Genomic DNA, 26,647 nt, shown 5'->3' on the forward strand with positions numbered 1-26,647 from the left:
TTATGAATAAGTACCGCCGACAATTGCTTGTGATACCAAATCCGCGTTTGTTACCCCTTTAATTTTTGTCCTAAACATTGTAGAGACGTTTCATGAAACGTCTCTACAGCCTAGAGACATCAAGGGGGTAATCATTGCCGATTTGGTATGAATCGGTAATTGCAAATAATTATAGGGTAATGGGAAGAGAAGTTTTTGCTAACTTAGCTGTCAAATAAATGACAAAGCGATCGCCTTTTTCTTCAAAGTACGATCGCGAGTCTCTATCCCTAGAACGCATTAGCTTTTTTTTCAAATTTCCTCTATGACACAGAAGCCGCTAATTCCACCAAACGTTCCTGCTGATCTTGAGAAATACAATTTTGAATCACCGACTCCAAATCCCCTTCTAAAATAGGGGTGAGAGTGTAATTCTGCCCCAAACGGTGATCGGTAACCCGGTTGTCCTTGTAGTTGTAGGTGCGAATCTTTTCAGAACGCTCCCCCGTACCAACCTGCGATCGACGCATTGATGTTACCGCTTCCTGCTGTTCGCGCAGCTTAATTTCATAAAGCTTAGCACGCAGGATTTGCATCGCCCGCTCTTTGTTCTGCAACTGACTCCGTTCTTCCGTGCAAAAAATCCGAATCCCCGTAGGTTTGTGAATCAAGTCAGCAGCTGTTTCCACCTTGTTGACGTTTTGTCCGCCAGCACCACCGGAACGTGCCGTTTTCATTTCAATATCCTTCGGGTCGATATGCACCTCCACCTCATCCACCTCTGGCATCACTGCCACAGTAGCAGTCGAAGTGTGAACCCGACCCCCAGCTTCAGTCACAGGAACTCGTTGCACCCGGTGAACCCCAGCTTCAAATTTCAGTTTGCTGTAAACTTGGTCGCCCTGAACTTCCAGAACAACTTCCTTAAAGCCGCCCATTTCCCCCAGCGACTCGCTCACCAACTTCACCTTCCAGTGTTGACCGTCGGCATAGCGCGAGTACAGCCGCAAAAGATCGCCCACCCAAATACTTGCTTCATTCCCGCCAGTTCCCGCCCGAATTTCCAGCATGATGTTTTTGTCATCATTGGGATCGCGGGGTAAAAGCAATACTTTTAAGCGAGTTTCCAATTGCTCTAGCTTCGACTCCAGTTCCTGAACCTCCAGCGCTGCCATTTCGTGAAATTCAGGATCGCTATTGGTTTCTTTGAGAATTTGTTTTGCTTCTACCCACTCTTGTTGAGTATTTTTCCAATTCTCATAAGTGTTAACCACTTCTTCTAAGGAGGAGCGTGCCTTAGCCACTTTTTGATACTCAGTCGGATCGCTGGCGATATCTGGATCGGCAAGTCGTCGGTTCAGTTCGTTGAAGGTTTGTTCAACAGATTTTAGTTTGTTTAGCAGGTATGTTTCAGCCATTGTCAGTTGCCAGTTGTCAGTTGTCAGTTATGAAAGCTTAGGGGGTCGGTTGTCAGTAGGAAAAAACTACGAACAACGGACTACAGACAGATGACAAACCTGCTACCTTTTCTTTTTGGTGCCAGGAGCAGGTGTAGCTGCGGCGTCGCCTTCCAACATACCGTACTTACGCAGGAAGCGCTCAACTCGACCTTCGGTATCGATGATTTTCTGAGTGCCGGTGAAAAAGGGATGGTTACCAGACCATACATCTACGTGAAGTTCTGGTCTTGTAGAACCAACGGTCAGGACTACTTGGCCGTTGCAGTAGACTTTGGCTTCGGGATACCACTTTGGATGAATATCAGGTTTGGGCATATTGGTTTTCTCCTTGAGATTTTTGGTGGTTGGCAAGGAAATTTCAGATTTTAAATTTCCGATTTAAAATTTAAAACAAATCTAAAATCTAAAATTCCCCTAGCCTATTAGAAACATTCTAACGCTTAGAGTACTGAGGTGCCTTGCGGGCTTTATGCAAGCCGTATTTCTTGCGTTCTTTTGCTCTGGGGTCGCGGGTAAGGTAGCCTTCGATTTTTAGGGGTTTGCGGTTATCCGGGTCTAATTGGCAAAGGGCTCTAGCTACTCCCAAACGGATAGCATCTGCCTGACCTGCTACTCCACCGCCGTGGGCGTTGACGAGGATATCATATTCATTTTCCAGTCCCAGGGTTTCTAAGGGAGCTTTGACTGCTGAGAGGAAAGCTGGGTTGAATTGGAGGTAAAGGTTGCCCTCCTTCTTGTTGATCGATATTTTTCCTTCGCCGGGAACTAGGCGCACTCTTGCTACGGCTGATTTGCGACGACCAGTTCCCAAGTACATTACGCGATCGCTAACTTCGGTTGCTTGCATTAATCTTTTTCTCCTGGAATAGTGTTAATTTTCAATTCTTGGGGTTCTTGAGCTTGATGGGGATGGTCGGAACCCCGGTATACCTTTAGTTTAGTAAACAGGCTTCGGCCTAAAGTATTCTTCGGCAGCATCCCCTTCACCGCGTGTTCGATAATTCGTTCTGGTATACGCACTTGCAGTTGAGCAAAAGTTTCCGTTTTCATACCACCCGGTCTACCAGAAGTACGAAAGTATTCTTTTTGGGTACGTTTTTTGCCAGTAACTTTCACCTTTTCGGCATTAACTACAATCACGAAGTCACCTGTATCCAGGTGCGGCGTATAGTAGGGCTTGTTTTTGCCCCTGAGAACCCTTGCGATTTCGCTGGCGAGTCGCCCCAAGCGTTGGTCAGTGGCATCTACCACGTACCACTTGCGCTCTAGGGTATCTGGAGAAGGTAGAAAGGTTGTGTTCATAGTTTATTTATCAGTTGTCTTGAAGAAGGGGCTAGGGACTAGGGGCTAGGGGCTAGGGGCTAGGGGAAGAGGGAAATTTCAGATTTCAAATCTAAAATCTAAAATGGGTTGTCTGTCAAACCAGACTTCTCTGGGAAATGGGAATTCTGGATAACCCACACGCAAGAGGCACAACCCGTGAGCTGGTGCGGCGTATCTTACTTCGGATCGAAGCCTGTTGACCCAGAGAGTGGTAAAGTTGTCCTGCGATCGCTCTCCTCGTCCGACCTGAACGAGCAACCCCACCACCAGCCTTACCATTCCATACAAAAACCCATTAGCCTGAATTTCGATGTGAACGAATGGTCCAGAACGATAGCATTCTGCCGCTTGCACTTCCACCCAGGAATGAGACCGACTCGATCTGGCGCGGTGAAAGGCAGCCAAATCGTGCTTGCCAATCAGGGGGTTGAGAGTGGCTTGCATCACCGATTCATCTAGGGGCTCATAATAATAATGCCAAGCAAAAGGCCGCACGAACAAGTTGGGTTGGCGATCGGTATAAAGCGTATAACGATAGCGCCTGTAGCTGGCTGAAAAGCGGGCGTGCCAGGGAGGACTTACCTCAGATGAAGCCAGAATCAATATATCCTTGGGCAGTCGAGCGTTGAGAACAGTCGCCCACTTTTCGGGCGGGATATAACCAGTGGCCTCAAAATGAGCCACTTGGGCGGCAGCGTGGACACCTGAATCGGTTCGGCCAGCACCATAAAGCGTTACCGATCGATTCATTATCTCTGAAAGCGCCTTTTCAATCTCTTCCTGCACCGTCCGGTGTCGGGGCTGCCTTTGCCATCCATGAAAATGAGTGCCCAGGTATTGAATCACCAAGGCAACTCTTCTGGAGTCCAACGGAAGCCGTGCTGAGTGCTGAGTCATAAGAGTGCCAATCTCTGAGTTTTGAGGAATGAGTTTTGAGTTAAAAGCGAATAAAGATTAGGGAATACTGCCTATTGCCTATTGCCTAACTCAGCACTCACCACTCAGCACTCAGCACTTTCTTCAGACCAGCTCGATAATTGCCATTTCAGCATTATCGCCCCGACGTCGGATGGTGCGAAGGATGCGAGTATATCCGCCCTGACGATTGCCATAGCGATCGCCAACCTGCTCAAATAGCGCGTGAACCAGCTGTTTATCGTAAAGATAGCCGATCGCTTGGCGACGAGCCGCCAAAGAACCGTCCTTCGCTAAGGTAATGATTTTGTCCGCTTCAGACCGAAGCGCTTTCGCCCTTGCTTTTGTTGTTTCGATCCGGCCATGACGCAGCAGTTGGGTTGTCAGCGCTCTTAACAGAGCCCTACGCTGGTCGGCTGGCTTACCGAGTTGATGAATACGACATCCGTGACGCATAACACTTCTGTTCTCTCTAAATTAAAAGGAACCCTTAACAAGGAAATTCAGATTTAAAATTTCAGATTTCAGATTTAAAAGTAAAGTTTTAAAATCTAAAATCTAAAATCTAAAATCCCTCATGGAATCATCCGTTTTATTTGGCAGATTTTTCCAGCGGCAATGTGATTCCTAACCGTCGCTGTAGGGCTTCTATCACCTCTTCCGCAGACTTCTGACCAAAGTTTTTGATTTCCAGTAAGTCTTCTTGGGTGTAAACTAGCAAGTCTGCCACCGAGTTAATCTGAGCCCGCTTCAGACAGTTATAAGCCCGCACCGAGAGCTGCAATTCCTCGATCGGAATTTGACTGGTCGGGTCTTCATCATCCGATTTGTCTGCGTCTATCGGTTGCAGATTCATGTTTGTCAGCGGGTTGAACAGTTCCACCAGGATACCAGCTGCTTGCGAGAGAGCTTCTTGGGGTGAGATACTGCCATTAGTCCAGACTTCCATCAGCAGTCTGTCTTTTTCCGCAGAGCCATCAGCGCGAACTTCTTCAACGCTGTAGTTGACTTTGCGAACCGGCATGAAAACCGCGTCAATCTGAAGAAAGTCTAAAGCCGCTGCTTCATCATGACCCCGATCTACTGCTCGATACCCCTTCCCGGTTTCCAGGCGGAACTCCATTTCCAGTTTGGCTCCTGGTGCTAAGGTAGCCACATACTGGCTTGGATCGACTACTTCCATCTGAGTCTGAGAAGGCAAATCAAATTGTGACGCCGTTACTGTACCGGGTCCTGTGGCTACTAATCGGCCTATCTGCGGTTGGGAGTCATGGCTTTTGAAGACTATTTCCTTCATGTTGAGCAGGATCTCCAGCACATCCTCCCGCACTCCCGGAATGGTGGCAAATTCGTGATTGACGCCTGCAATGCGGACTGCGGTAACGGCTGTCCCTGGCAGGTTAGACAGCAGTACCCGCCTCAAAGCGTTGCCTACTGTTGTTCCTTGACCCCGTTCTAGCGGCTCTAGGACAAATTTGCTGTATTGACCCCGATTTTTCTCAATGTTAGACTCGACACATTCAATTTGAAACTGCGCCACGTAACGATCCCCCTTCTTCCTCGATCCGGTGGAAGGCTTCTGTTGCAGCCTCCCAATTTTATTTCACAAGCTGTATGTCCAGATGACTATTTCCATCGCCACTGCAAGATCGGGATGGCGACGCCGACACCCGAAGGACAGCGGATTGACCGCATCCACCAGCCTGACCTTTTTGATTAAAGACGCAACAAAAACTTTTGTTGTGTCTAGACGCGGCGACGTTTTGGTGGGCGGCAGCCATTATGGGGAATCGGAGTAATATCCCGAATCAACGTAATTTCTAACCCTGAACCCTGAAGCGCTCGGATGGCTGTTTCGCGGCCTGCTCCAGGACCGCTAACCATCACTTCGATCTGCCGCATTCCCTGATCGGTCGCTCGGCGAGCTGCTGCTTCAGCTGCTGTCTGCGCTGCAAAGGGTGTTCCTTTTTTTGCACCTTTAAAGCCACTGGAACCCGCTGATGCCCACGAGATTACATCTCCATTTTGATCGCCAATGGTAACAATAGTGTTGTTGAATGTTGACTGAATGAAAGCTACCCCATTGGGTACGTTTCGCTTTTGCTTTTTCGCACCGGGTTTTCTGGTTGTTTGTCGCGCCATATCGGTCTATAAAGCTTGGGTTTCTACTTGCTTGCTGGTTGTATTTTGGGCCTAGTAAGTTTACTTGTGGCTCAATCGAATGCTTACTTCTTAGCGGGTGCCTTTTTCTTACCTGCCACGGTTTGACGTCTACCGCGACGGGTTCGAGCATTGGTGCGCGTTCTCTGACCGCGCACTGGAAGTCCCATGCGATGACGCCGACCTCGGTAGCTACCGATGTCAATCAGGCGCTTGATGCTCATCGCTTCTAAGCGTCTGAGATCGCCCTCTACTTGATAGTCGCTTTCGACTGCCGCTCGCAGGGCTGCTACTTGTGCATCGCTGAGATCTCTGACACGAATGTCTGGATTAATCTCGGTCGAGGCTAAAATTTCCTTAGACCGCGATAACCCGATTCCGTAAATGTAAGTCAGACCGATTTCGACGCGCTTATCGCGCGGAAGGTCTACCCCGGCAATCCTTGCCACGCTTTATCTCTCCCTAATTCTTTACTTGGTGCTAAAAATTGCAATTGTGTAAATATTTGAGGAACACTGGATGCTGCCGATTAAGCTAACCCTGACGTTGTTTGTGCTTGGGGTTAGAGCAGATCACCATAACTCTGCCTCGTCTACGGATGACGCGACATTTTTCGCAAATTTTGCGAACTGATGCTCGAACTTTCATGCCTTTTTCGGCTCGACTACAAACTATATATTATATCATTTCTAATTTTATTTGTCAGTTAATTATGCTGCTCTAACGAAAGATGGATTTTTATGGCCTAAATCTCGTCGAGCTTACCTACTTTTTACCCCGACGAGCGGTAATTTTGCCTTTTGTTAAGGTCGTCAAAAGTAAGCTTCACTTTGACGCAGATGTCTGGCCAGATTTTGAGCTAATTTCGTCGAATCTTGCCAGACATCTGCGCCAAAAACTCGACCCCGTTATCCAGGTCAACTAGGAACACGGCTGTGGGCAGGGCCTCTGTCACCGGGCCCTCCATCTCAATTAGATCCTGTGACAATTTGCTTTTTCCTTGGTGGCGAACTTCTTGATTTTGGGGAATAAGTGCCACGGTAAGTAATGCGGCCTTTGGTCAAATCGTAGGGGGTCAGTTCTACTTTGACGCGATCGCCCGGTAATATCTTGATGTTATTACGGCGAATTTTGCCGGAAATGTGGGCTAATACATTAAATCCGTTATCCAGATCGACGCGGAACATAGCATTAGGAAGGGACTCGGTTACCGTGCCTTCCATTTCGATTAAATCTTGCTTAGACAGTTGATTTTTCCTCAACGCTTCTATTTACTGAACAGGGCAGATCGAATCAATCTGCCGCAGACTATTTTAGGCATCTGAGCCAAACTTCAGCCACCTTTTAACATATCTTATCAAATAATTGCCAGATATGTGGCTGTAAAATCCGATCGTGTTTATCAAATTTTTCGATCCAGAGGGTTGGCTGAATGGGTGCAGTTGCTGACCCACTCAACGCCCAGGCGTTGCAGCAGTTATAGATCGATCGCTTTTTGGATCGCTGCTGTAACTTCTCCCATTGAGCTAGAGCCCGCAATAGACACGAGTTGGTGGCGATCGCGATAATAATCAATCAAAGGAGCCGTTTGTTCGCGATAAACTTCTAGACGGCGGCGAATCACCTCTTCTGTATCATCCGGTCGGCCTCGTGCGAGCAGACGGCTCACCAATTCCTCATCCGGCACATCCAGGTTAACCACGCGATCGCACTTTTGATCGACTTCCTTGAGCAGATCGTCCAAGAAACCCGCTTGGGTGACATTACGCGGAAAGCCATCTAGAATCCAACCATCCTTAGTATCCGGTTGACTCAACCGCTCCCGCATCATGTCCAGAATCAAGTGATCTGGAACTAACTCACCCCCCTCTTGGTAAGACTTAGCTTTAACCCCCAGGGGCGTGCCTTGCGTTACCTCATTTCTTAAAATCTCACCCGTAGAAATATGGGGAATTTCACATAAATCGGCCAGTGTCTTGGCTTGAGTCCCCTTCCCTGCACCGGGGGCACCCAGAAAAATCAATCGCGTCACTACTGTTTCACCATTCCTTCGTATCGCTGGGAGATAACGTAAGTTTGAATTTGTTTGGATGTATCGATCGCCACACCCACTAGAATCAAAAGAGAAGTTGCTCCCAGTCCCCTAAAGGTTCCGACAGTAGCACTTTCGACTGCTGTTGGTACAATTGCCACCAAGCCAAGAAAGACTGCTCCCAAGAAAGTCAGTCTGTTTAACACCCGTTCCACGTACTCGCTGGTGGTGCGACCGGGGCGAATGCCCGGAATACTAGATCCCATTTTCTTCAAATTCTGCGCTAAATCTACGGGATTCACGATCAGCGAAGCATAGAAATAGCTAAAAAAGAGAATTAAAACCAGGTAAACAACCACATAAACAGGGTGACCGGGATTGAGATAAGTACCGGCTATTTTATTCAAAGTCTCATTTTGGATCGCACTACCCAGGGAAGCTGGTAGAAACAGGACAGCAGAAGCAAAAATAATCGGCATCACGCCGCCCTGATTTAACCGCAAAGGTAAGTAGCTGCTTTTTTCCAGATAGAGCTTTCGTCCCACTTGGCGACGCGCTGAAATAATCGGTATTTTGCGAGTTCCTTCCTGAACAAAAACAATACCGACAATCATGACCAGGAAAACAACTAGCAGAATAATCACCTTACCCACAATTTCCCGGCCTCCAGTTTGAGCCAGCGCGATCGTAGCCCCGAAAGATTTGGGTACAACTGCAACGATATTGAGGAAAATCAAAAGGGAAGCACCATTGCCAACGCCGCGCTCAGTGATCAGCTCCGACACCCACATCACAAACATGGAACCCGCCGTCAGAGCTATCACCGTGTTGGCGTAGAAGAAAAAATCCGGATTGGCAACAGCTCCTGGAACAGAAGCGACCCAAATAGAAATGCCGATACTTTGAATTACCGCCCATCCCAAAGCCACGTAGCGGGTAATCTGAGAAATCTTGCGTCGGCCAGCTTCGCCCTCATTCTTCTGCAAATTTTCCAAGCTGGGAAGGGCTGATGTCAGCAGTTGCAGAATAATGGAGGCATTGATGTAGGGCAATATTCCCAGCGCAAAAATCCCTAAAGCTACTATACCGCCGCCAGAGAAAAGATCTAACAAGCCAATTAAGGGACTGTTTTGAACTTGCGCTTTAAACGCCTGCACGTTGATTCCCGGTATTGGCAAGAAAACGCCCAGGCGTACCAAAATAAGCAAACCAATGGTAACAAGCAGCCGACCTCGGAGTCCTGCTGCTTGTGCCATTTGGGCAAAAGTTTCTTGAGCCGTTGGGGCTTTGTCTCGACTAATCATGAAGGGTTACCTCTACGCTTTAGTGGCATTGGCTGCACGCTTACTAACCCCCCTGGCGGCTTCTATGACTTCACAACTACCACCCGCCGCTTCTATTTTGCTGCGGGCTCCTGCTGTAAATGCTGCTGCTTTTACTTGCAGCGCCACGTTCAGTTCTCCATCTCCCAAAATTTTCAGCGGCCCATTGTTACTTGTGACAATGCCAGCTGCGATTAGCGAGGCCAGGGTTACCTCAGTATTTGTAGGCAGCGATGTCAGCTTACTGACATTGATCGTAGTGTATTCGCGACGATTGATGACAGTGAAGTGCTTTAACTTGGGGAGGCGTCTGTAGAGTGGTTGTTGTCCTCCCTCAAAACCCGGTCTGGTGCCACTACCGGAACGGGATTTTTGACCGCGCATTCCCAAGCCTGCACTAGCCCCCTGTCCTGCGGAAATACCGCGTCCTACGCGGCGGCGGCGATGTTTAGAGCCTTTTTTAGGTGCAGCATCATTTAATCTCATGTCTTTTGTCCTTAGTCATTAGTCATTGGGAAATTTTAAATTGAAGAATTGCAGATTTCAAATTTATTTTGAATTGATTCCGAGAATTAGAAATCTGAAATCTGAAATCTGAAATTAGTCATTTAGTCACTTGTTCCTTGTTAATGACTAATGACTATGCGAAGAGATTTTCGAGCGGAATACCGCGATCGCGTGCAACCTCCGTGAATGTCCGCAGAGTTTCCAAGGCGTTGATGGTTGCTCTAGCGTTGTTGAGCGGGTTGTTGGAACCGAGCTGTTTGGCTAAGACATTACGGACACCCGCTAATTCCAATACAGTGCGTACAGCACCACCAGCAATTACTCCGGTTCCGGGCGCTGCAGGTCGCATCATGATCTTTGCGCCACCACCGTCGCCTTTAGCTGGGTGGGGAATGGAGTTTGACTTGGTGAGGGGAATTTCGACTAGGTGTTTTTTACCGTCAGCTACTCCCTTTTTGACTGCACCAATTACATCGCTGGCTTTGCCAACTCCGACGCCTACAGATCCGCGTTCGTTACCGACGACGACGATCGCACGGAAGCTAAGCTTTTTACCACCTTTAACTACTTTGCTAACGCGGCGGATTTGAATTACTCGTTCTTGCCAGGTGGTTTCTTTTTCTTTAGTGCGGCTGCTTTTTTTACGACGTTGCTGTTGTTGTTCCGCCATATTTTTGTCCTTTGTCTTTTGTTCTTGGTCTTCTGTCATCAGTCAGGTGGAATTTCAGATTTCAGATTTTCAATCTGAAATTTATTGATTTCAGATTGAGAATTTAAAACAAATTTGAAATCTAAAATCTAAAATCTTCCCTTCTCTAATGACAATTAGAAGTCTAAACCGGCTTCGCGTGCTGCTTCGGCGAGGGCTTTGATCCGACCGTGGTAAAGATTGCCACCTCGGTCAAAGACGACTTTTTGAATGCCAGATTCGATCGCACGCTGGGCAATCAATTTACCTACCTGCGTTGAAGCATCGCAAGTGCAGCCTGATTTTAAATCTACTTTCACGGTTGGTTCGAGGGTCGAGGCAGCCACAAGGGTATGGTGCTTGGTGTCATCAATCACTTGGGCATAAATATGCTCGTGCGATCGAAACACAGCCAACCGAGGACGTTCTGATGTACCAAAAACTGCGCGACGGATGCGTTGATGCCGACGCTGCTTCGATTCTGCGCGACTCAGCTTCATTTCTTCCCTGCCTTACCAGCTTTACGTCTGACTACTTCACCGGCATAACGAATGCCTTTACCCTTATAAACTTCTGGTGGACGGACAGCGCGAATTTTAGCCGCTGTGTTCCCCACAACTTCTTTATCAATGCCACTCACCGTGACATTGACGTTGCCCTCAACAGCCATCTGAATGCCTGGTGGCGGCTCAATTTTGACTTCATGGCTGTAACCCACGATCAAAATTAGATTGCGACCGTCCATTTTTGCCCTGTAACCAACACCTTGAATTTCCAATCGTTTCTGAAAACCTTGAGAAACTCCGTCAACCATGTTGGCTACTAGGGTTCGAGATAAACCGTGAAGTTGGCGGATAGTGCGGGATTCATCCCGCCGCAAAACCTTCAAGATTTCGCCTGACTGTTCTACGATTATCCCGTCTGGGAGAACTCTAGAAAGTTCTCCTTTAGGCCCTTTAACGGCGACAGCCCGATTGTCAATTGTCACCGATACTTTATTAGGAATGCTAATCGGGCGCTTACCGATGCGAGACATAACTCTCCTTTATTTCAGATTTGAAATTTCAGATTAAAGAATTGAAAATTTCAGATTTCAAGTTGTCAATTCAAAAGTCAAGTTTTGAAATCTAAAATCTAAAACCTGAAATTTCCCGTGCCAACTACCAAACGTAGCAAAGTACTTCCCCACCCAGTCCTTGGCGTCGCGCTTCCCGGTCGGTCATAATGCCGCTGGAAGTCGAAATTATGGCGATGCCAATACCGCCGAGAACTCGCGGTAATTCTTTGCGATTCGAGTAAACGCGCAATCCCGGCTTGCTTACTCGTTTCAACGCAGTGATGATGGGCTGGCGATTTTTTCCTTTGTATTTCAAGGAAACCATCAGTTTTCTCTCGATCCCTTCTCCATCTTCTTCAAACTCACCGATAAAGCCTTCTTCGTTGAGGACTTTTGCAATGCTGCGAGTCATTCTTGTGGATGGAATTGCTGTTTTTTGATGCCGCGCTAAATTTGCATTGCGGATGCGCGTCAACATATCTGAAATTGTGTCGTTCGACGCCATCGTTTCCTCCTTATTGATCGCGGAAAGGCATCCCAAAAGCTTTGAGTAAGGCGCGGCCTTCTTCATCTGTGTTAGCAGTCGTGATGATGGAAATGTCCATACCACGAATTTGATCGATTCTGTCGTATTCGATCTCTGGAAAAATCAGCTGCTCTCTTACACCCAGACTGTAATTACCGCGACCGTCAAAGCTTTTAGGACTAATACCCCGAAAGTCCCGAATGCGGGGCAGTGCTAGGTTGACAAATCTGTCTAGAAAGGCGTACATCCGGTCTCCCCGCAGGGTAACCATCATGCCGACGGGCATACCTTGGCGAATTTTGAAACTGGCGATCGCTTTTTTAGCTCTGGTAACCACGGGTTTTTGACCCGCGATCGTGCCAATCTCATTCAAGGAAGATTCCAGCGCTTTAGCGTTTGAAGCTGCATCGCCTAAGCCCCGGTTGAGGGTAATTTTCACCAGTTTCGGCACCTGATGGATATTTTCGTAATTGAACTGTTCCTTTAGTTTAGGAACAATGCTTTCTTGATACTGGGTTTTCAGTCGTTGTGCCATTGGTTTTCCTTTTACTTTCCCTGGTCTTGGTCAGGGAACCAATTGATTGCAGATTGAAGAATTGAACAATTGCAGATTTAATTGCAATGCAAATTTCAAATCTCAAATCTGAAATATGAAATTATTTGTCAATTATTTCACCAGTCTTTTTCAGCATCCGCACTTTACGACCGTCCTCGGTAAAGGTGTAGCAGACGCGACTGGCAACATTTTGCTTCATGGAATAAAGCATCACGTTGGAAATGTGAATTGGCCCTTCCAAGGTGGTAATCCGGCCTGATTCTCCTTCCTGCTGGGGTTTAACGTGCTTGGTTTTGATGTTGACCCCTTTGACGATTACTCTACTGAGCTTAGGAAAAGCCTTTAGGATTTCACCAACTTTGCCTTTATCTTTGCCAGAAATAATCTGAACGGTGTCACCTTTTTTGACGTGCATCTTGCCATTGCCAGAGCGATTTTCCGGGCTTTTTTTGGGCGATGCTTGACCTGTTCTACGATTATTAGCCATTAGAGTACCTCTGGAGCTAGGGACACTATTTTGGTATAGTTTTTGTCCCGCAGTTCCCGCGCTACAGGGCCAAAAACGCGGGTTCCTCTGGGGTTACCATCTGCGTTGACGATCACGGCGGCATTATCGTCAAAACGAATGCTCATACCGCTATCGCGACGCATACCTTTACGAGTTCGGACAATCACAGCCCTCACCACATCAGATTTTTTTACGGCCATATTGGGGATGGCATCTTTGACGACGGCGATAATCACGTCGCCTACGCTGCCATAGTGGCGGTTACCGGCACCTAAAACCCGGATACACATTAATTTGCGGGCACCGCTATTGTCAGCAACATTGAGATAAGTCTGGGGTTGAATCACGGCTTTGTTAGTTGGTAGTTAGTAGTTTGGTAATTGGAAAAAGGGAATATTTTAGATTTCAAATTGGAAATTTAATAAATCTGCAATCTGAAATCTGAAATTTCCGATTAACCCTTATTCGAGCCGATGATTTCCGCAACTACCCAGCGTTTGGTGCGGCTTAAGGGTCGTGTTTCGCTGATGCGGACGCGATCGCCTTCACGACACTTATTTTCTTCATCGTGAGCCTTATACCTTTTTGTACGCACCACGATTTTCCCGTACTTGGGGTGGGGAGAGCGATTTTCGATCGCTACCACCACTGTTTTATCCATCTTGTCGCTGACAACTAAGCCAACTCTTTCTTTGACTGCCATTGCCACTTCCTCCTATTCTGCAACTGACTCAGTAGTCGTGGATTTTTTAAGAGCGATTTGTCGCTCGCCTTCCACCGTTAGCAACTGGGCTAGCCGGTGCTTCGCGTGCTTGAACTGATGCGTCTTTTCCAACTGACGAGTCACTTTTTGCAGGCGCAACTGAAACAGTTGTCGCTTAAGAGCAATAACTTGGTCTGACAGTTCTTCATCGCTCAATTTTCTGGCTTCTTCAATCTTGGGAAGAGGCATAGTTTACACATTCTCCTCAGAACGCATGACGAACCTTGTTTTGATTGGCAACTTATGAGAAGCCAAACGCATAGCTTCACGGGCTATTGCTTCGGTAACGCCTGTGATTTCAAACATCACTCGTCCTGGTTTGACCACCGCCACCCAAAACTCTGGCGAGCCTTTACCGGAACCCATCCGGGTTTCCGCGGGGCGCATCGTGACGGGTTTGTCGGGGAAAATCCGAATCCAGATTTTGCCACCCCGGCGGATATAGCGGGTCATCGCACGACGACTGGCTTCTATTTGACGAGATGTGATCCAGGCTGGTTCTAGCGCCTGAAGGCCAAATTCACCAAAGTTGAGTTCGCTACCCCTGGTGGCTATGCCTTCCATGCGCCCGCGCTGTTGTTTGCGGAATTTAGTTCTTCTAGGACTTAACATGGCTTGTCAAAAGTCATTGCGAAAGGGAAAGGGAAAGGGAAGATTTTAGATTTTAGATTTCAAATTTTTTTTGAATTAACAACTTTAAATCTGAAATTTTAAATCTGAAATCTGAAATTCCCCAGTTAAGCTTCATTTGAACGGTCTTCAAACTGACGGCGTTTGGGTTGGCGACGGCGGGGAGTACCGGGGGCGTTAGCAGTAGCCGCTTCCTCCTGTCCCGGAATGATTTCGCCTTTAAAAATCCAGACTTTTACTCCTAGAATGCCGTAGATAGTTTTGGCAGTCCGGTAGGCATAATCAATATCTGCCCGTAAGGTATGCAATGGCACTCTACCTTCCCGCGTCCACTCAGTCCGAGCAATTTCTGCACCGTTGAGCCGACCGCTTACTTGGACTTTGATACCTTGGACTCCAGCACGCTGGGCACGTTGAATTGCTTGGCGGACAACCCGGCGGAAGGAAACCCGACGTTCGAGTTGTTGAGCGATGTATTCGCCAATCAATCCTGCATCAGCGTCTACCCGCGCCACTTCGACGACGTTGATGCGGATTTGGCGATTGCCGCCTCCCAGCTCCCCCTGGAGCCCAATTCGCAAAGTTTCAATGCCGGTGCCGCCCCGTCCGACAACAACACCCGGTCTAGCAGTGCGAATTTCTAAATCTATTTGATCGGCTTTGCGCTCAATTCGCACGTCGGAAATTCCGGCGTTAGAGAGGTTTTTTTCGACGTAGTTACGAATTTTGTAGTCTTCTTGCAGTAGGGCCGGGTAGCGATCGGAATCCGCATACCAACGAGAGCGGTGTTCTTGGATAACGCCTAGCCGAAAACCAACTGGATTAATCTTCTGTCCCACAAATACTTCCTCAAAACAATTTTAGATTTTAGATTTTAGATTTTAGATTTTATTGAAAATTTGAAATCTGAAATCTAAAATTTGGAATCTTTATTCCTAACTATTCCTCTGCCACTTCGGCAACGGCCACGGTGATGTGACAAGTTGGCTTGCGAATCTGATAGGCTCGACCCTGAGCCCTGGGCCGGAAACGCTTCAATGTTGAGCCTTGGTCGGCGTAGGCAAGGCTTACTACCAGTTTCTTTGGGTCTAAACCAGCGTTATTTTCTGCATTGGCGACGGCGGAGCGCAGCACTTTGAGAACTGGTTCGCAAGCCGCATAGGGCATAAACTCCAGAACGATTAGCGCTTCCCGATAGGAGCGACCCCGAATTTGATCGAGGACGCGGCGCACCTTGTAGGGAGACATCCGAATGTAACGTGCGTGAGCCTTAACTTCAGCAGTATCAATTGCCATAGATTTCTTCATCCTTGTCATCAGTAGTAGGCATCAAAGAATTTAAAATTTTAGATTTTAGATTTCAAATTTGTTTTAAATTTGAAATCTGAAATTTAAAATCTTAAATCTGAAATTCTCTTCGCCCTAGCCTCTATCGCTTAACCTTTTTATCACTCTTCGCGTGTCCTCTAAAGGTGCGAGTCGGGGCAAATTCACCCAATTTGTGTCCGACCATCTGATCTGAGATGAAAATGGGCACGTGCTGACGGCCATTGTGTACGGCGATGGTATGACCCACCATTAAAGGCAAAATTGTTGAAGCCCGCGACCAAGTTTTGATGACTTGCTTTTCGCCCCTGCCATTCAACTTTTCAACCTTGCTGAGCAGATGATCTGCAACAAAAGGACCTTTCTTTAATGAGCGACCCATAGTTTAATTTTGGATGAGAGGATTTTGGATTTGGGGAATTTCAGATTTTAGATTTCAAAACTTTACTTTTAAATCTGAAATTTTAAATCTGAAATCTAAAATTCTATGATTCCCGACCGCCACGGCCACGCTTAGAGGATTTGCGGCGACGACGCACGATTAAGGAGTTACTCGGTTTATTCGGCTTGCGCGTTTTGGCACCCAAAGTTGGTTTACCCCAAGGCGTTACTGGCCCGCTTCTACCAATAGGGGCTCTGCCTTCGCCACCACCATGCGGGTGATCCACAGGGTTCATGACGCTGCCTCTAACTTTAGGGCGACGACCTTTCCAGCGATTTCTACCTGCTTTGCCAGTACTCAAATTTCTGGCATCCAAGTTGCCCACTTGTCCGATGGTGGCGTAGCACTCCCTCAGTATCATACGGACTTCTCCAGATGGCAGTTTGAGGCTGACGTAGTTGCCTTCCTTGGCTACCACTTGAGCGGTGGCACCCGCAGCGCGAACAATTTGTGCCCCTCGACCAGGATAGAGTTCTACATTGTGGACGCTACTACCCAAGGGAATATTGCCTAAAGGTAAGGCGTTGCCAATTTCGATCGGCGAATCTGGGCCGGAGACGATCGCAGTTCCAACTGCTAAGCCATTGGGATGCAGAATATATCGCTTTTCGCCATCTCGATAGTTAACCAAAGCGATCCGAGCATTGCGGTTCGGGTCGTATTCAATGGCAACTACTTTAGCTGGGATGTTGTGCTTGTCGCGACGAAAGTCAATGATTCGGTAAAGACGCTTGTGTCCGCCACCCCGACGACGGCTGGTAATCACACCGCGATTGTTGCGTCCTTTTTTGCGATGTATTGATATAGTCAGCGATCGCTCTGGCTCACCCTGAGTGATTTCAGCAAAGTCTGAAATGGTACACTGGCGAGTACTAGGAGTGTATGGCCGATAAGAACGGGTACCCATAAGAATTTTGGATTTTGGATTTTGGATTTTGGATTTTGGATTTCGGATTTAAAATCTAAAATCGCTACACTTCAGGGAACAGAATCTGCCGAATTTTTTCCCCGTCGCCCGATGCCAAAGTGACAACAGCTTTCTTGTATTGAGATTTATACCCAAGAAATCTGCCTACCCGACGCTTCTTACGCGGCGGCGTCATTGTGTTAACAGCAGTGACTTTGACATCGAACAATTGTTCGATCGCAGCCTTAATTTGTGGTTTTGTTGCCTTTAGCACCACGTCAAAACTGTATTTTTCCTGCTCCATCAGCATCGTGGCCTTTTCCGTTAGGAGGGGGCGACGGATCAAATCCGCCAGTGTCCGCAAATTATATTCAGCCACCGTACACCTCCTGAATCTTGGCCAGAGCTGATGATGTAGTCACTATTTTGTCCGCCCAGAGCAGATCGTATACATTCAATTGGTCAGCCCGAATCAACTTCAATTTGGCAATGTTGCGAGCTGATAGGTAAACCATCTCGGCTGGTTCTGACAAAATCAACAAAATCTTTGCTGCGTCTGGAACGCCCCAACGCCCGATCGCTCCCATCAATTCCTTCGTTTTAGGTCTCGGCAGCTTTTCGGCAAATTCCTCAACCACAACCCAATCTTCCACTCGGCTAATCAAAGCTGTTCTCAAAGCCAGTCGCTTTTCTTTGCGGTTCATCTTGACTTCAAAGTCTCTTGGCTTTGGCCCGAAGATGACACCGCCGCCTCTCCACAAAGGCGATCGAATCGAACCAGCACGCGCACGACCAGTTCCTTTTTGCCGCCAGGGTTTGCGACCTCCACCACTGACCTCCGATCTAGTCTTGGTGCTGACCGTTCCTTGCCTTGCATTGGTCATTTGGCGTACCAGCGCCCGGTGGACAATGTGAGATGCGTTTTCTTCTTTGGCAACCTTCAACTCCAAAGACGCTTGCCCAACCTCTTGACCTTCCCAGTTTCGCACCACACAGTTAACCATATTCTTCGTCCTCTGTTCTTTGTCAAAAGTCATCGGTCATTAGGAAAAGGAAGATTTTAGATTTTAGATTTCAAAACTTTACTTTTCAATCTGAAATTTTCAATTCTTTAATCTGAAATCAGTCATTGGGTCACTAATGACTAATGACTAATGACTATTTTCCTACCTTGTTTGTCGGTGTGATACTGAGCAAGGCACCTACTTTACCAGGAACGGCTCCTTTAATCAGCAACAAATTGCGTTCTGCATCTACACGCACAATCGCGAGCTTGCGAATCGTAATTTGCTTGCCTCCCAAACGACCTGCCATCCGCTTACCGGGATAAACTCTTCCCGGCGTAGTTCCAGCACCAGTCGATCCCGGCGCACGGTGATTTTTGGAACCGTGCGCCATCGGGCCGCGCTTAAAGTTGTGACGTTTCTGATAACCGGCAAAGCCTTTACCGATACTTTTACCCATAACATCCACAATTTGGCCTGGGGTAAAAATATCTGCTTTGATCGGCTGACCCAGTTCGTAATCACCCGTATTTTCTAAACGATATTCATGCAGATGACGCAACGGGGGGGAACTAGACTTGGCTAGATGACCCAGTTCGGGCTTATTAATACCCTTTTGAGTTTTTTCGCCAAATCCAACTTGGATGGCAGTGTAGCCATCAGTCTGTTGCGTCTTAATCTGAGTAATGGGGCATGGACCGGCTTGAACGACCGTTACAGGGATAGCTCTCCCTATTTCGTCAAAAATTTGGGTCATGCCTACTTTAGTGCCGAGGATACCGACAGCCACAGTACCTGGTTTCTCCTTTTTTACGCACTACAATCAATTCGGATTCAAATAGCTCCTTCAAAACTTTTGAGTCTTGAATTTTGAGTTAAGTTTTTCAACTCATAACTCAGCTTTCATAACTCATCACTCTTTCGTTGCCTTTAATCCACTTCATATCGGCAGTTTTAACTGCCATCTCGCTTTAGATGCAGGCCAGTCAGTTAACCCCGCTCCAAGTTATCGGCTTGGAGCAAGTCTTCTGCTGCGTCGGCAACCTAATTCAAGCTTTTTGTTCAAAGGCCAATAAACGTTAGCCTTGGCATTACTTCTGGGCACTGGGACTTAAGCAGCAAGCTACTTAGTATCCTTTTTCGGCCCGATGCAGATGTCAATCTACCTTCGCCACCTTTGCTTGAGACCAATTTACCCTACTTTTTGATGCAGAAATCCGTTTTTTCTGCCACCGGGTAACCAGTCCGCCTTTGACTGGTGGTATCCAAGTTTGCTTTCAGTCCTTCATAGAAAACGAAGCAAACTTAAATTTTAGTCACGATCCAATAATATAAACTATTTTTTTTACCTTGTCTAGTCTTTAGCAGATTTTTTTTTGTAACGGTTGCCGACTTACAGGATTACCAAGACAGGTAAATTCTTCAGAAATGACAACCCCCAGGACTACAATAGCAGTAGATGTAACGTTTTTTTAAGCCATTTGGCGGGTAAAACGCAAGTTTATGGCATTAATCGCAACTGGGAAGGATCTAATTCGAGCCCTGGAAAAGACAGGCGCACTGGGGGTCTACGCACCTCTTGAGGGAGGATTTGAAGGTCGCTACCAACGGCGGATACGGGCAGCTGGCTATAATACCCTGAATATAACTGCGCGGGGGCTGGGTGATGTGGCGATGTACTTGACTGGGGTTCATGGGGTGCGTCCTCCCCACTTAGGTAAGAAAAGCCTCGGTAGCGGTGCAGCAGTCGGCTATGTGTACTATGTGCCACCGATCGTCAATTATCAGCTCGAACAGCTGCCGCCCAAGTCCAAGGGACTGGTGCTGTGGATAATAGAAGGCCAGATTCTTTCCCGTCAAGAGGTTGAATATTTGGCGAATTTGCCCAGTATGGAGCCGCGAGTTAAGTTAGTGGTGGAAATGGGAGGCGATCGGGCCTTCCGCTGGACACCCCTCAGAGACACTTTGCTTGCCGCTTAAGATATGGAGGGGGAGAGTGGGGGAGTGGGAGAGTGGGGGAGTAACCTTCCTTCTTCGCTAGCCCCTATTTTCTTTTGACTTTTCTAGCTCCTCGGCTTTCTGGTTTTGATACCTTGGAATAAGACCGAGCTAATAGGGAAGAAGCTAATGCTTGAGAATCGTGATTATACCTTAATAATTGACAAAAGCGGCAGTATGTCGCTAACAGACCTGCCGGGTGGGCAAAGTCGTTGGGTTGCAATGCAGGAGTCTACCCTCGCCTTAGCCGGTAAATGCGAACAGCTTGACCCAGATGGTCTCACAGTTTATCTGTTTTCCGGTAAATTTAAACGCTATGAGAATGTAACTACCAGCAAAGTTGCTCAAATATTCCACGAAAACGAGCCATCTGGACGGACTGACTTAGCAGGTGTCCTCCAAGATGCCCTTAACAACTATTTTCAGCGCAAGGCAGCTAGGCAAACCAAGGCAAATGGAGAAACCATTTTAGTGGTGACCGATGGTGAACCGGACGATCGCAAAGCTGTGATGCGTGTAATTATAGAAGCATCTCGACGTATCGATCGGGATGAAGAATTGGCTATTTCTTTCATTCAAGTCGGCACTGACGCTCAGGCAACCAAGTTCCTCAAAGTTTTGGATGACGAACTGCAAAATGCTGGTGCGAAGTTTGATATTGTAGACACAGTAACTATGGATGACATGGAAGATATGACCCTGACTGAAGTTCTGCTTAATGCTATCACTGACTAAAAGCCGATATGAACAGTAGGTTGTAGATTTTTTTACCCGCAGATCAAAGCAGATAAACGCAGCCTAGAGCAGATAGATTTAGATGTGTTCTCAACTGCGATCGGATTTTAACAATAGGATCTGAGAGCCTCTGCTATAAAAAATCACTGAAGTAGTTTTTAGCAGCTTTTGGGGATGAAAAATTATGGAATCGATAGATGATTTATTAGCCGATATCAAAGCTGAATATGAAGAAAAAGAGAAACCCAAAACTCCGAAAAAACAGCAACCTTTGAAAGAGGAACGATCTCCTCAGCTACCACAAATACCCGCGCCTCAAACTCAGGTTTATTGGCAAAACAATCTCTCTCGTTCTTCGCCAGAGGATAATTTATTAGCTGAGATTAAAGCAGAGTTTGAGGAACAAAACAAACCCTCCCAAGCAAAAAAACAGCCAACTTTGAAATGGGAAGAATCTCGTCAGCAACTACCAAGCGTACCCCTTCCTCTAGAGCAAGTTTCTTGGCAAAAAACTATTGTTCCATCCTCTGCTGAAAATAGCTTACTTGTCGAACTAAAGGCGGAGGTTGAAGAAAAACAGAAAGAAGAAGAACTGAAAAAACAGCAACAACTGAAAGAAGAACAACTTCGACAAGAACAAATTAAGCAGCAACAACGGCAAGCATTGACAAAAGAAGCTCAAGAGTGGTTGAAAAAGTTAAATATACGTTCAGCAGAGGGGCTGTGGTTTGAAGAATTTGCCTACGACTACCCTTCCAAATTGGAGGCGGCGATCGATTACTTGCAAGCTTTGCGAGAAACTAAGCCGTAATAGCCATACTCAGAAATGTCGTCTAGGCTAGATAAAGAAACCGTGACAATCCGTGGAGTTTGTCTATTATGCAAGGAGGTTCTTTGTTGGAAGACCGAGATTATACATTAATTATTGACAAAAGCGGCAGTATGTCTACCCCAGACCAAACGGGTGGTAGAACTCGCTGGCAAACCGCACAAGAGTCTACCCTAGCAGTAGCGAGAAAATGCGAACAGTTTGACCCTGATGGAATTACGCTTTACCTATTTTCAGGCAGGTTCAAACGGTTGGACAACGTGACATCTAGCAAAGTCGCCCAGATATTTCAAGAAAACGATCCTTCTGGCACTACTGACTTAGCGGGTGTACTAAAAGATGCCACAGATAACTACTTTCAACGTAAAGCAGCGGGTCAAACAAAGGCAAATGGCGAGACGATTTTGGTAGTCACCGATGGTGAACCGGACGATCGCAAAGCTGTGATGCGAGTAATTATTGAGGCATCTCGCCATCTGGATAGAGATGAAGAATTAGCGATTTCCTTCATTCAAGTTGGCACAGATCAAACGGCAAGCAAGTTTCTCAAAGCCTTGGATGACGATTTGCAAACCGCTGGTGCCAAATTTGACATTGTTGATACAGTAACGCTTGATGATATGGAGGGGATGACTCTGACCGAAGTGTTGCTAAATGCGATTAGCGACTAATAACGCAAGTTGCTTCGCGTTAATACTCGATCGCCAAAGTGACAGATCTAATAAACCGGGTTTTTGAAAGAAACCGGGTTTCAGACTAAAGCGAAACCCAACGCATTTGTTGGGTTTTGCTCGCGCTCAACCCAACCTACTCTACTCTCGCGTGTCCATTTTTCGGTTTGGCGAAGGTATTGTTTAAAGAAACCGCGTTTCAGACTAAAGATAATTGCTGATTACTACAAGGAGGTTTTTGTCATGGAAAATAGAGATTATACCTTAATTATTGACAAAAGCGGCAGTATGTCTACGCCGGATCAGCCGGGTGGTAGAAGCCGCTGGGAAACGGCACAGGAATCTACTCTGGCAATAGCAAGAAAATGCGAACAGTTCGATCCTGATGGCATCACGGTTTACCTCTTTTCCAGCCGCTTCAAAAGATACGACAATGTAACTTCCACTAAAGTCGCACAAATCTTTCAAGAAAATGACCCTGCTGGCACCACTAACTTAGCTGGCGTGCTACAAGATGCAACTAACCGTTATTTTGAGCGTAAAGCAGCGGGTCAGACCAAGCCTAGCGGAGAAACTATTATAGTGGTGACGGATGGTGAACCGGACGATCGCAAAGGCGTGATGAAAGCGATTATTGAAGCATCTCGCCAGATGGACACAGATGAAGAACTGGCAATTACGATGATTCAAGTGGGTTCAGATGCAACGGCAAGCCGGTTTCTCAAAGCTTTGGATGATGACCTTCAGGGTGCTGGGGCGAAGTTTGATATCTGTGACACTCTAACTATGGATGACATGGCAGATATGACTTTAGCTGAAGTGCTGCTAAACGCAGTTAATGATTAGGCGTGGGAAGCGTATCGTAAGGTAGGGCGATCGCCTCCCGTTTTGGTGAGGAACGCAGTAACATATAAGTGTGGCTAATATCTCCTATCCTTTACGTTCTTTAAAGGAGGGGTACTGGTTTAAGCTGATCTGCGGAGCCAGTTTCCAACACCTCCCTGCCGTTCGGAATATTACTCTGGCATATACTTTGGCGGGCGCTGACTGTATTGACGTTTCCGCCGATCGCGCTGCGATCGCGGCTGCACAAGAAGCGTTACGCGCTGCTGCGTGTCTTAGCACCCAAGCCAAACAGCGAGGGTTTGGCTTTGATGGTTTGCCGTGGCTGATGGTGAGTTTGAATGATGGGGAAGATCCCCATTTTCGCAAGGCGGAATTTAACTCAACTGAGTGTCCGACGGAATGCCCCCGTCCCTGCGAAAGTATTTGCCCAGCTCAAGCAATTGTGTTCGATCGCGCTAATGACCAATTTTCTGGAGTTGTCGATCCCCTATGCTATGGCTGCGGTAGGTGTTTGCCAATTTGTCCGAGCCAGTTGATTTTTGCGCGTTCTTATGTATCGACGCCGGAAGCGATCGCACCCTTAGTGCTGGAAACAGGGGTGGATGCACTGGAAATCCATACGCAAATAGGGCGTCAGAAAGATTTTGAAAGACTTTGGATCGCGATCGCACCCAGGATTAATCGACTCAAACTGATCGCCATCAGCTGTCCCGATGGTGAAGGACTGATTGACTACTTGCGATCGCTCTATGACTTAATCAATCCCCTCCCTTGTCCCCTCATTTGGCAGACCGACGGGCGTCCCATGAGCGGTGATATTGGCGCGGGAACCACCCATGCAGCCGTGAAATTAGGTCAAAAAGTGTTGTCCGCCGGGTTACCGGGATATGTGCAATTAGCAGGAGGCACCAACAGCCACACCGTTAGCAAGCTAAAAGCAATGGGCTTACTCAAAAATTCTTCTCCTGGGCACTCAGCACTAAAGCCGAAGCACTTATCGATCGCAGGGATTGCCTATGGTAGCTATGCTCGCGTACTGTTGTCGCCAATTCTAGATCGATTAGAAAAAACAGAAATGGTTTCTACCCCAGCAGCAGGCAAAGAAATCTCTCCCACTCAACACTCAGTTTGTCTGGAAGATGAACCCGAACTTCTCTGGCAAGCTGTGGCCTTAGCGCATAACCTGGTTTCTCAAATTAAGTCAGCCTAAAACATTGTAATATAAATGTATTATGAAAAAAATCACTCATCTCATACCAAATACTTTTTTTACTTGCCTCTGTAGGTTTACCCACTTAGTTGTGGAATAAGAGACAATTTGGTTAAACCTGCCTCACAAAGTTTTGCTCCACCTATCGATCCTTCAACTCACCACTTGTTTACCCCAAACATGATGAAAAATCCTAACGGTACGACTCATGACGAGAAACAGGACAACCCTGAATCGCAAGCTAATGTCAAAAACGTCGCCGTAGGAAGAATGCAGATTACAGACGATCTGAATAAATTGCTGGAAATTTTGCCCCAAGAACTTCGACAGATCTTGGAGAATCACCCCTCCCGGAACAGTTTAGTTGAAGTAGTGATGGACTTAGGCCGACGCCCAGAAGCCCGCTTCCCAGGTAAGGCCGAATATTTGTCAGATCGGCCTATTTCGGCAGAAGACCTGAATTATTGCATACAACGGGTAGGACATTTTAGCGGCGATAACCGCGCTGGCATTGAGCAAACTCTACACCGAATCAGCGGCATTCGCAATCGCAGCGGGGAAATTATTGGCTTGACCTGTCGCGTTGGGCGGGCCGTCTTTGGCACGATCGGCATGATCCGCGACTTGGTAGAGACTGGAAAGTCTATTCTGATGCTGGGGCGTCCTGGCGTTGGTAAAACAACTGCTTTACGAGAAATCGCCCGCGTTTTAGCGGATGAACTCGATAAGCGGGTTGTCATTATCGACACTTCTAATGAAATTGCCGGTGATGGAGACGTTCCCCACCCGGCTATAGGTCGGGCCAGAAGGATGCAAGTTGCCCGTCCCGAACTTCAGCATCAGGTGATGATTGAGGCAGTGGAAAACCATATGCCAGAAGTCATCGTCATTGATGAAATCGGTACGGAACTGGAAGCTTTAGCCGCTCGAACCATTGCGGAACGGGGCGTCCAGTTGGTTGGCACCGCTCACGGCAACCAGATTGAGAACTTGATTAAAAATCCAACGCTGTCTGATTTGGTTGGCGGTATTCAGGCTGTGACGCTGGGAGATGAAGAGGCTCGCCGCCGGGGCTCTCAAAAGACAGTGTTGGAGCGCAAAGCACCCCCGACATTTGAAATTGCGGTGGAAATGCTGGAACGGCAGCGCTGGGTGATACACGAGAACACTGCTGACACGGTAGATAACCTGCTGCGGGGACGCCAGCCGAATCCTCAAGTTAGGACGGTTAGCGAAACTGGCGAGGTCAAGATTACACGGGAATCACCCAGTACACCGACGATCGCGACAACGACCCTCACAGGATCGAATGCGCGATCGAGTGGCTGGCGAGCCTCTGGACAGATGATGCCGTTACCTGCAAAACCAGAAACAGAGCGCTCTTCTGAGGAGAAGAGTTTTGAGCAATTGCTGAATGCCTCTTTCCAGCAGCCGATGTTGTTTGATAGCGATACCAAAAATTCCGGGCCAAATGGGGAAGATTTGCCTCTGCACGTCTATCCCTACGGCGTCAGTCGTCATCAACTGGAGCAGGTGGTTCGCTTGCTGAATTTGCCGATGGTGCTGACGAAGGATCTCGATAGCGCGGATGCGGTTTTGGCGCTCAGGTCGCACGTAAAAAACCATTCTAAGTTACGGCACGTTGCCAAAGCTCATCACGTTCCTATCCACACGATTAAGGACAGCACTATTCCCCAGATTACTCATGCTCTACAACGAATGTTGAACATAGATGATACTGGCTTGCCAGAAAGTGCCGATTTGAGGTTGTTTACCCAAAGCGGCTCTGAAGACGAGCTGGAAGCTCTGGAGGAAGCCAGACTTGCTGTGGAGCAAATTGTGATTCCAAAGGGACAGCCGGTGGAGTTGTTGCCTCGCGCTGCTACTGTGCGGAAGATGCAACACGAGCTGGTTGAGCATTACCGCCTGCGATCGACCAGTTTTGGAGATGAGCCCAATCGGCGTCTGCGGATTTATCCAGCTTAGTAACGTTTTCCCCCACCAACCTAAAATATGGTGGGGGTTATCCACTTGGTCTGCTTGTGCAAATAGGGGGATAGTAGAACCTCACCGCTTTCACCGGCTAGCCAAGGATTTCATGCAAGTTTGTACTTCCCTAAATTAAATACTTGACAAACTACGATAACTATCTGTTACTATAATTAAGGAGAAAGCAATGGGGTGTCGCCAAGTGGTAAGGCAGCTGGTTTTGGTCCAGCCATTCCGAGGTTCGAATCCTTGCACCCCAGTTAA

38 protein-coding genes, 1 tRNA gene and 1 pseudogene are annotated in these 26,647 nt (G+C 47.4%); 8 read left to right on the top strand and 32 right to left on the bottom strand.

All coding sequences use genetic code 11. From position 1 onward, the window contains the following. Positions 1–302: 302 nt before the first annotated feature. The 32 genes and pseudogenes from prfA to rplC form a co-directional block, all read right to left on the bottom strand. The gene (prfA, locus tag LAY41_RS07390; RefSeq protein ID WP_249095867.1) at positions 303–1,397 is read right to left on the bottom strand and encodes a peptide chain release factor 1; all 1,095 of its coding nucleotides are present in this window, start codon (positions 1,395–1,397) and stop codon (positions 303–305) included. A gap of 102 nt (positions 1,398–1,499) precedes the next feature. Next, positions 1,500–1,754 carry a 50S ribosomal protein L31 gene (rpmE, locus tag LAY41_RS07395; RefSeq protein ID WP_249095869.1) on the bottom strand — a complete coding sequence of 85 codons (255 nt, stop codon included), beginning with the start codon at positions 1,752–1,754 and terminating at the stop codon, positions 1,500–1,502. Between the two features lie 118 nt (positions 1,755–1,872). Further along, a complete protein-coding gene (rpsI, locus tag LAY41_RS07400; RefSeq protein WP_249066582.1) occupies positions 1,873–2,286 on the bottom strand; it encodes a 30S ribosomal protein S9 in 414 nt (137 codons plus the stop codon). Continuing rightward, positions 2,286–2,741, bottom strand: coding sequence for a 50S ribosomal protein L13 (gene rplM, locus LAY41_RS07405; RefSeq protein WP_249095871.1), 456 nt, complete (start codon positions 2,739–2,741; stop codon positions 2,286–2,288). Before rplM ends, rpsI begins: the two co-directional genes overlap by 1 nt. Before the next feature lie 78 nt (positions 2,742–2,819). Beyond that, on the bottom strand, positions 2,820–3,659 hold the full coding sequence (truA, locus tag LAY41_RS07410) for a tRNA pseudouridine(38-40) synthase TruA (RefSeq protein WP_249095872.1): 840 nt from the start codon (positions 3,657–3,659) through the stop codon (positions 2,820–2,822). 123 nt (positions 3,660–3,782) lie between these two features. After that, complete coding sequence (gene rplQ / locus LAY41_RS07415) at positions 3,783–4,133, bottom strand: 50S ribosomal protein L17 (RefSeq protein ID WP_249095874.1); 351 nt, start codon at positions 4,131–4,133, stop codon at positions 3,783–3,785. Positions 4,134–4,269: 136 nt separating this feature from the next. Beyond that, positions 4,270–5,217, bottom strand: a complete 948-nt coding sequence (locus LAY41_RS07420) for a DNA-directed RNA polymerase subunit alpha (protein ID WP_249095876.1) — start codon at positions 5,215–5,217, stop codon at positions 4,270–4,272. Positions 5,218–5,423: 206 nt separating this feature from the next. Further along, complete coding sequence (gene rpsK, locus LAY41_RS07425) at positions 5,424–5,819, bottom strand: 30S ribosomal protein S11 (RefSeq protein ID WP_249066569.1); 396 nt, start codon at positions 5,817–5,819, stop codon at positions 5,424–5,426. Between the two features lie 83 nt (positions 5,820–5,902). Further along, a complete protein-coding gene (gene rpsM / locus LAY41_RS07430) occupies positions 5,903–6,286 on the bottom strand; it encodes a 30S ribosomal protein S13 (RefSeq protein WP_249095879.1) in 384 nt (127 codons plus the stop codon). An 85-nt stretch (positions 6,287–6,371) separates the two neighbouring features. Then, complete coding sequence (gene rpmJ / locus LAY41_RS07435; RefSeq protein ID WP_071782548.1) at positions 6,372–6,485, bottom strand: 50S ribosomal protein L36; 114 nt, start codon at positions 6,483–6,485, stop codon at positions 6,372–6,374. A gap of 211 nt (positions 6,486–6,696) precedes the next feature. Further along, positions 6,697–6,804: a S1 domain-containing protein gene (locus tag LAY41_RS32760; RefSeq protein ID WP_420840308.1), complete on the bottom strand. Its 108-nt coding sequence runs from the start codon at positions 6,802–6,804 to the stop codon at positions 6,697–6,699. A gap of 70 nt (positions 6,805–6,874) precedes the next feature. Next, positions 6,875–7,084, bottom strand: a pseudogene (gene infA, locus LAY41_RS07445) (translation initiation factor IF-1); the annotation flags it as partial. Positions 7,085–7,314: 230 nt separating this feature from the next. Continuing rightward, the gene (locus LAY41_RS07450; protein ID WP_249095883.1) at positions 7,315–7,869 is read right to left on the bottom strand and encodes an adenylate kinase; all 555 of its coding nucleotides are present in this window, start codon (positions 7,867–7,869) and stop codon (positions 7,315–7,317) included. Next, on the bottom strand, positions 7,869–9,173 hold the full coding sequence (secY, locus tag LAY41_RS07455; RefSeq protein WP_249095886.1) for a preprotein translocase subunit SecY: 1,305 nt from the start codon (positions 9,171–9,173) through the stop codon (positions 7,869–7,871). Before secY ends, LAY41_RS07450 begins: the two co-directional genes overlap by 1 nt. Positions 9,174–9,185: 12 nt before the next feature. Further along, entirely contained in the window at positions 9,186–9,677 is a 492-nt protein-coding gene (gene rplO / locus LAY41_RS07460) for a 50S ribosomal protein L15 (RefSeq protein ID WP_249095889.1), read from the bottom strand. Positions 9,678–9,831: 154 nt separating this feature from the next. Continuing rightward, the gene (rpsE, locus tag LAY41_RS07465) at positions 9,832–10,368 is read right to left on the bottom strand and encodes a 30S ribosomal protein S5 (RefSeq protein ID WP_249096329.1); all 537 of its coding nucleotides are present in this window, start codon (positions 10,366–10,368) and stop codon (positions 9,832–9,834) included. 155 nt (positions 10,369–10,523) lie between these two features. Then, positions 10,524–10,886 (bottom strand): 50S ribosomal protein L18, encoded by a 363-nt coding sequence (gene rplR, locus LAY41_RS07470; RefSeq protein WP_249095892.1) that lies wholly within the window; start codon positions 10,884–10,886, stop codon positions 10,524–10,526. Beyond that, on the bottom strand, positions 10,883–11,422 hold the full coding sequence (rplF, locus tag LAY41_RS07475) for a 50S ribosomal protein L6 (protein WP_249095895.1): 540 nt from the start codon (positions 11,420–11,422) through the stop codon (positions 10,883–10,885). The genes rplR and rplF overlap by 4 nt, the downstream gene beginning before the upstream one ends. A 124-nt stretch (positions 11,423–11,546) precedes the next feature. Then, positions 11,547–11,948, bottom strand: coding sequence for a 30S ribosomal protein S8 (gene rpsH / locus LAY41_RS07480; protein WP_249095898.1), 402 nt, complete (start codon positions 11,946–11,948; stop codon positions 11,547–11,549). A gap of 10 nt (positions 11,949–11,958) precedes the next feature. Further along, the gene (gene rplE, locus LAY41_RS07485; protein ID WP_249066553.1) at positions 11,959–12,504 is read right to left on the bottom strand and encodes a 50S ribosomal protein L5; all 546 of its coding nucleotides are present in this window, start codon (positions 12,502–12,504) and stop codon (positions 11,959–11,961) included. Positions 12,505–12,625: 121 nt separating this feature from the next. Continuing rightward, on the bottom strand, positions 12,626–12,940 hold the full coding sequence (gene rplX / locus LAY41_RS07490; RefSeq protein ID WP_249096331.1) for a 50S ribosomal protein L24: 315 nt from the start codon (positions 12,938–12,940) through the stop codon (positions 12,626–12,628). A gap of 71 nt (positions 12,941–13,011) precedes the next feature. Then, positions 13,012–13,380, bottom strand: a complete 369-nt coding sequence (gene rplN, locus LAY41_RS07495; protein ID WP_249095901.1) for a 50S ribosomal protein L14 — start codon at positions 13,378–13,380, stop codon at positions 13,012–13,014. Between the two features lie 107 nt (positions 13,381–13,487). Further along, a complete protein-coding gene (gene rpsQ / locus LAY41_RS07500; RefSeq protein WP_249095904.1) occupies positions 13,488–13,736 on the bottom strand; it encodes a 30S ribosomal protein S17 in 249 nt (82 codons plus the stop codon). A 12-nt stretch (positions 13,737–13,748) separates the two neighbouring features. Then, on the bottom strand, positions 13,749–13,985 hold the full coding sequence (gene rpmC, locus LAY41_RS07505) for a 50S ribosomal protein L29 (protein ID WP_249066548.1): 237 nt from the start codon (positions 13,983–13,985) through the stop codon (positions 13,749–13,751). 3 nt (positions 13,986–13,988) lie between these two features. Next, positions 13,989–14,408, bottom strand: coding sequence for a 50S ribosomal protein L16 (rplP, locus tag LAY41_RS07510; protein WP_249095907.1), 420 nt, complete (start codon positions 14,406–14,408; stop codon positions 13,989–13,991). Between the two features lie 125 nt (positions 14,409–14,533). Beyond that, positions 14,534–15,265, bottom strand: a complete 732-nt coding sequence (gene rpsC / locus LAY41_RS07515; RefSeq protein ID WP_249095910.1) for a 30S ribosomal protein S3 — start codon at positions 15,263–15,265, stop codon at positions 14,534–14,536. 100 nt (positions 15,266–15,365) lie between these two features. Further along, entirely contained in the window at positions 15,366–15,722 is a 357-nt protein-coding gene (gene rplV / locus LAY41_RS07520) for a 50S ribosomal protein L22 (protein WP_249095911.1), read from the bottom strand. Positions 15,723–15,855: 133 nt separating this feature from the next. Further along, the gene (gene rpsS, locus LAY41_RS07525) at positions 15,856–16,134 is read right to left on the bottom strand and encodes a 30S ribosomal protein S19 (protein WP_249095913.1); all 279 of its coding nucleotides are present in this window, start codon (positions 16,132–16,134) and stop codon (positions 15,856–15,858) included. A 103-nt stretch (positions 16,135–16,237) separates the two neighbouring features. Then, the gene (rplB, locus tag LAY41_RS07530; RefSeq protein WP_249095915.1) at positions 16,238–17,101 is read right to left on the bottom strand and encodes a 50S ribosomal protein L2; all 864 of its coding nucleotides are present in this window, start codon (positions 17,099–17,101) and stop codon (positions 16,238–16,240) included. Positions 17,102–17,165: 64 nt separating this feature from the next. Next, positions 17,166–17,480: a 50S ribosomal protein L23 gene (locus LAY41_RS07535; protein WP_249095917.1), complete on the bottom strand. Its 315-nt coding sequence runs from the start codon at positions 17,478–17,480 to the stop codon at positions 17,166–17,168. After that, on the bottom strand, positions 17,473–18,105 hold the full coding sequence (rplD, locus tag LAY41_RS07540; protein ID WP_249096332.1) for a 50S ribosomal protein L4: 633 nt from the start codon (positions 18,103–18,105) through the stop codon (positions 17,473–17,475). The genes LAY41_RS07535 and rplD overlap by 8 nt, the downstream gene beginning before the upstream one ends. Before the next feature lie 154 nt (positions 18,106–18,259). Then, positions 18,260–18,895 carry a 50S ribosomal protein L3 gene (gene rplC / locus LAY41_RS07545; protein WP_249095918.1) on the bottom strand — a complete coding sequence of 212 codons (636 nt, stop codon included), beginning with the start codon at positions 18,893–18,895 and terminating at the stop codon, positions 18,260–18,262. A 713-nt stretch (positions 18,896–19,608) separates the two neighbouring features. On the opposite strand from rplC, the gene ndhN reads away from it, so the two are divergent. From ndhN to LAY41_RS07585, 8 genes are all read left to right on the top strand, one after another. Next, complete coding sequence (gene ndhN, locus LAY41_RS07550; RefSeq protein ID WP_249095920.1) at positions 19,609–20,085, top strand: NAD(P)H-quinone oxidoreductase subunit N; 477 nt, start codon at positions 19,609–19,611, stop codon at positions 20,083–20,085. 147 nt (positions 20,086–20,232) lie between these two features. After that, on the top strand, positions 20,233–20,838 hold the full coding sequence (locus tag LAY41_RS07555) for a vWA domain-containing protein (protein WP_249095922.1): 606 nt from the start codon (positions 20,233–20,235) through the stop codon (positions 20,836–20,838). Between the two features lie 184 nt (positions 20,839–21,022). Beyond that, positions 21,023–21,649 carry a salt stress protein, Slr1339 family gene (locus tag LAY41_RS07560; protein ID WP_249095923.1) on the top strand — a complete coding sequence of 209 codons (627 nt, stop codon included), beginning with the start codon at positions 21,023–21,025 and terminating at the stop codon, positions 21,647–21,649. Between the two features lie 83 nt (positions 21,650–21,732). Next, positions 21,733–22,338, top strand: a complete 606-nt coding sequence (locus LAY41_RS07565) for a vWA domain-containing protein (protein ID WP_338022959.1) — start codon at positions 21,733–21,735, stop codon at positions 22,336–22,338. Positions 22,339–22,581: 243 nt separating this feature from the next. Then, positions 22,582–23,184, top strand: a complete 603-nt coding sequence (locus tag LAY41_RS07570; protein ID WP_249095927.1) for a vWA domain-containing protein — start codon at positions 22,582–22,584, stop codon at positions 23,182–23,184. 70 nt (positions 23,185–23,254) lie between these two features. After that, positions 23,255–24,394 (top strand): circadian clock protein LdpA, encoded by a 1,140-nt coding sequence (gene ldpA, locus LAY41_RS07575; RefSeq protein WP_249095929.1) that lies wholly within the window; start codon positions 23,255–23,257, stop codon positions 24,392–24,394. 270 nt (positions 24,395–24,664) lie between these two features. Further along, positions 24,665–26,380, top strand: coding sequence for a R3H domain-containing nucleic acid-binding protein (locus LAY41_RS07580; RefSeq protein WP_249096335.1), 1,716 nt, complete (start codon positions 24,665–24,667; stop codon positions 26,378–26,380). A 191-nt stretch (positions 26,381–26,571) separates the two neighbouring features. Further along, a tRNA-Gln gene (locus LAY41_RS07585) sits at positions 26,572–26,643 on the top strand. Positions 26,644–26,647: the final 4 nt, after the last annotated feature.

The organism is Argonema galeatum A003/A1 (genome assembly GCF_023333595.1).
Lineage (GTDB): Bacteria > Cyanobacteriota > Cyanobacteriia > Cyanobacteriales > Aerosakkonemataceae > Argonema > Argonema galeatum.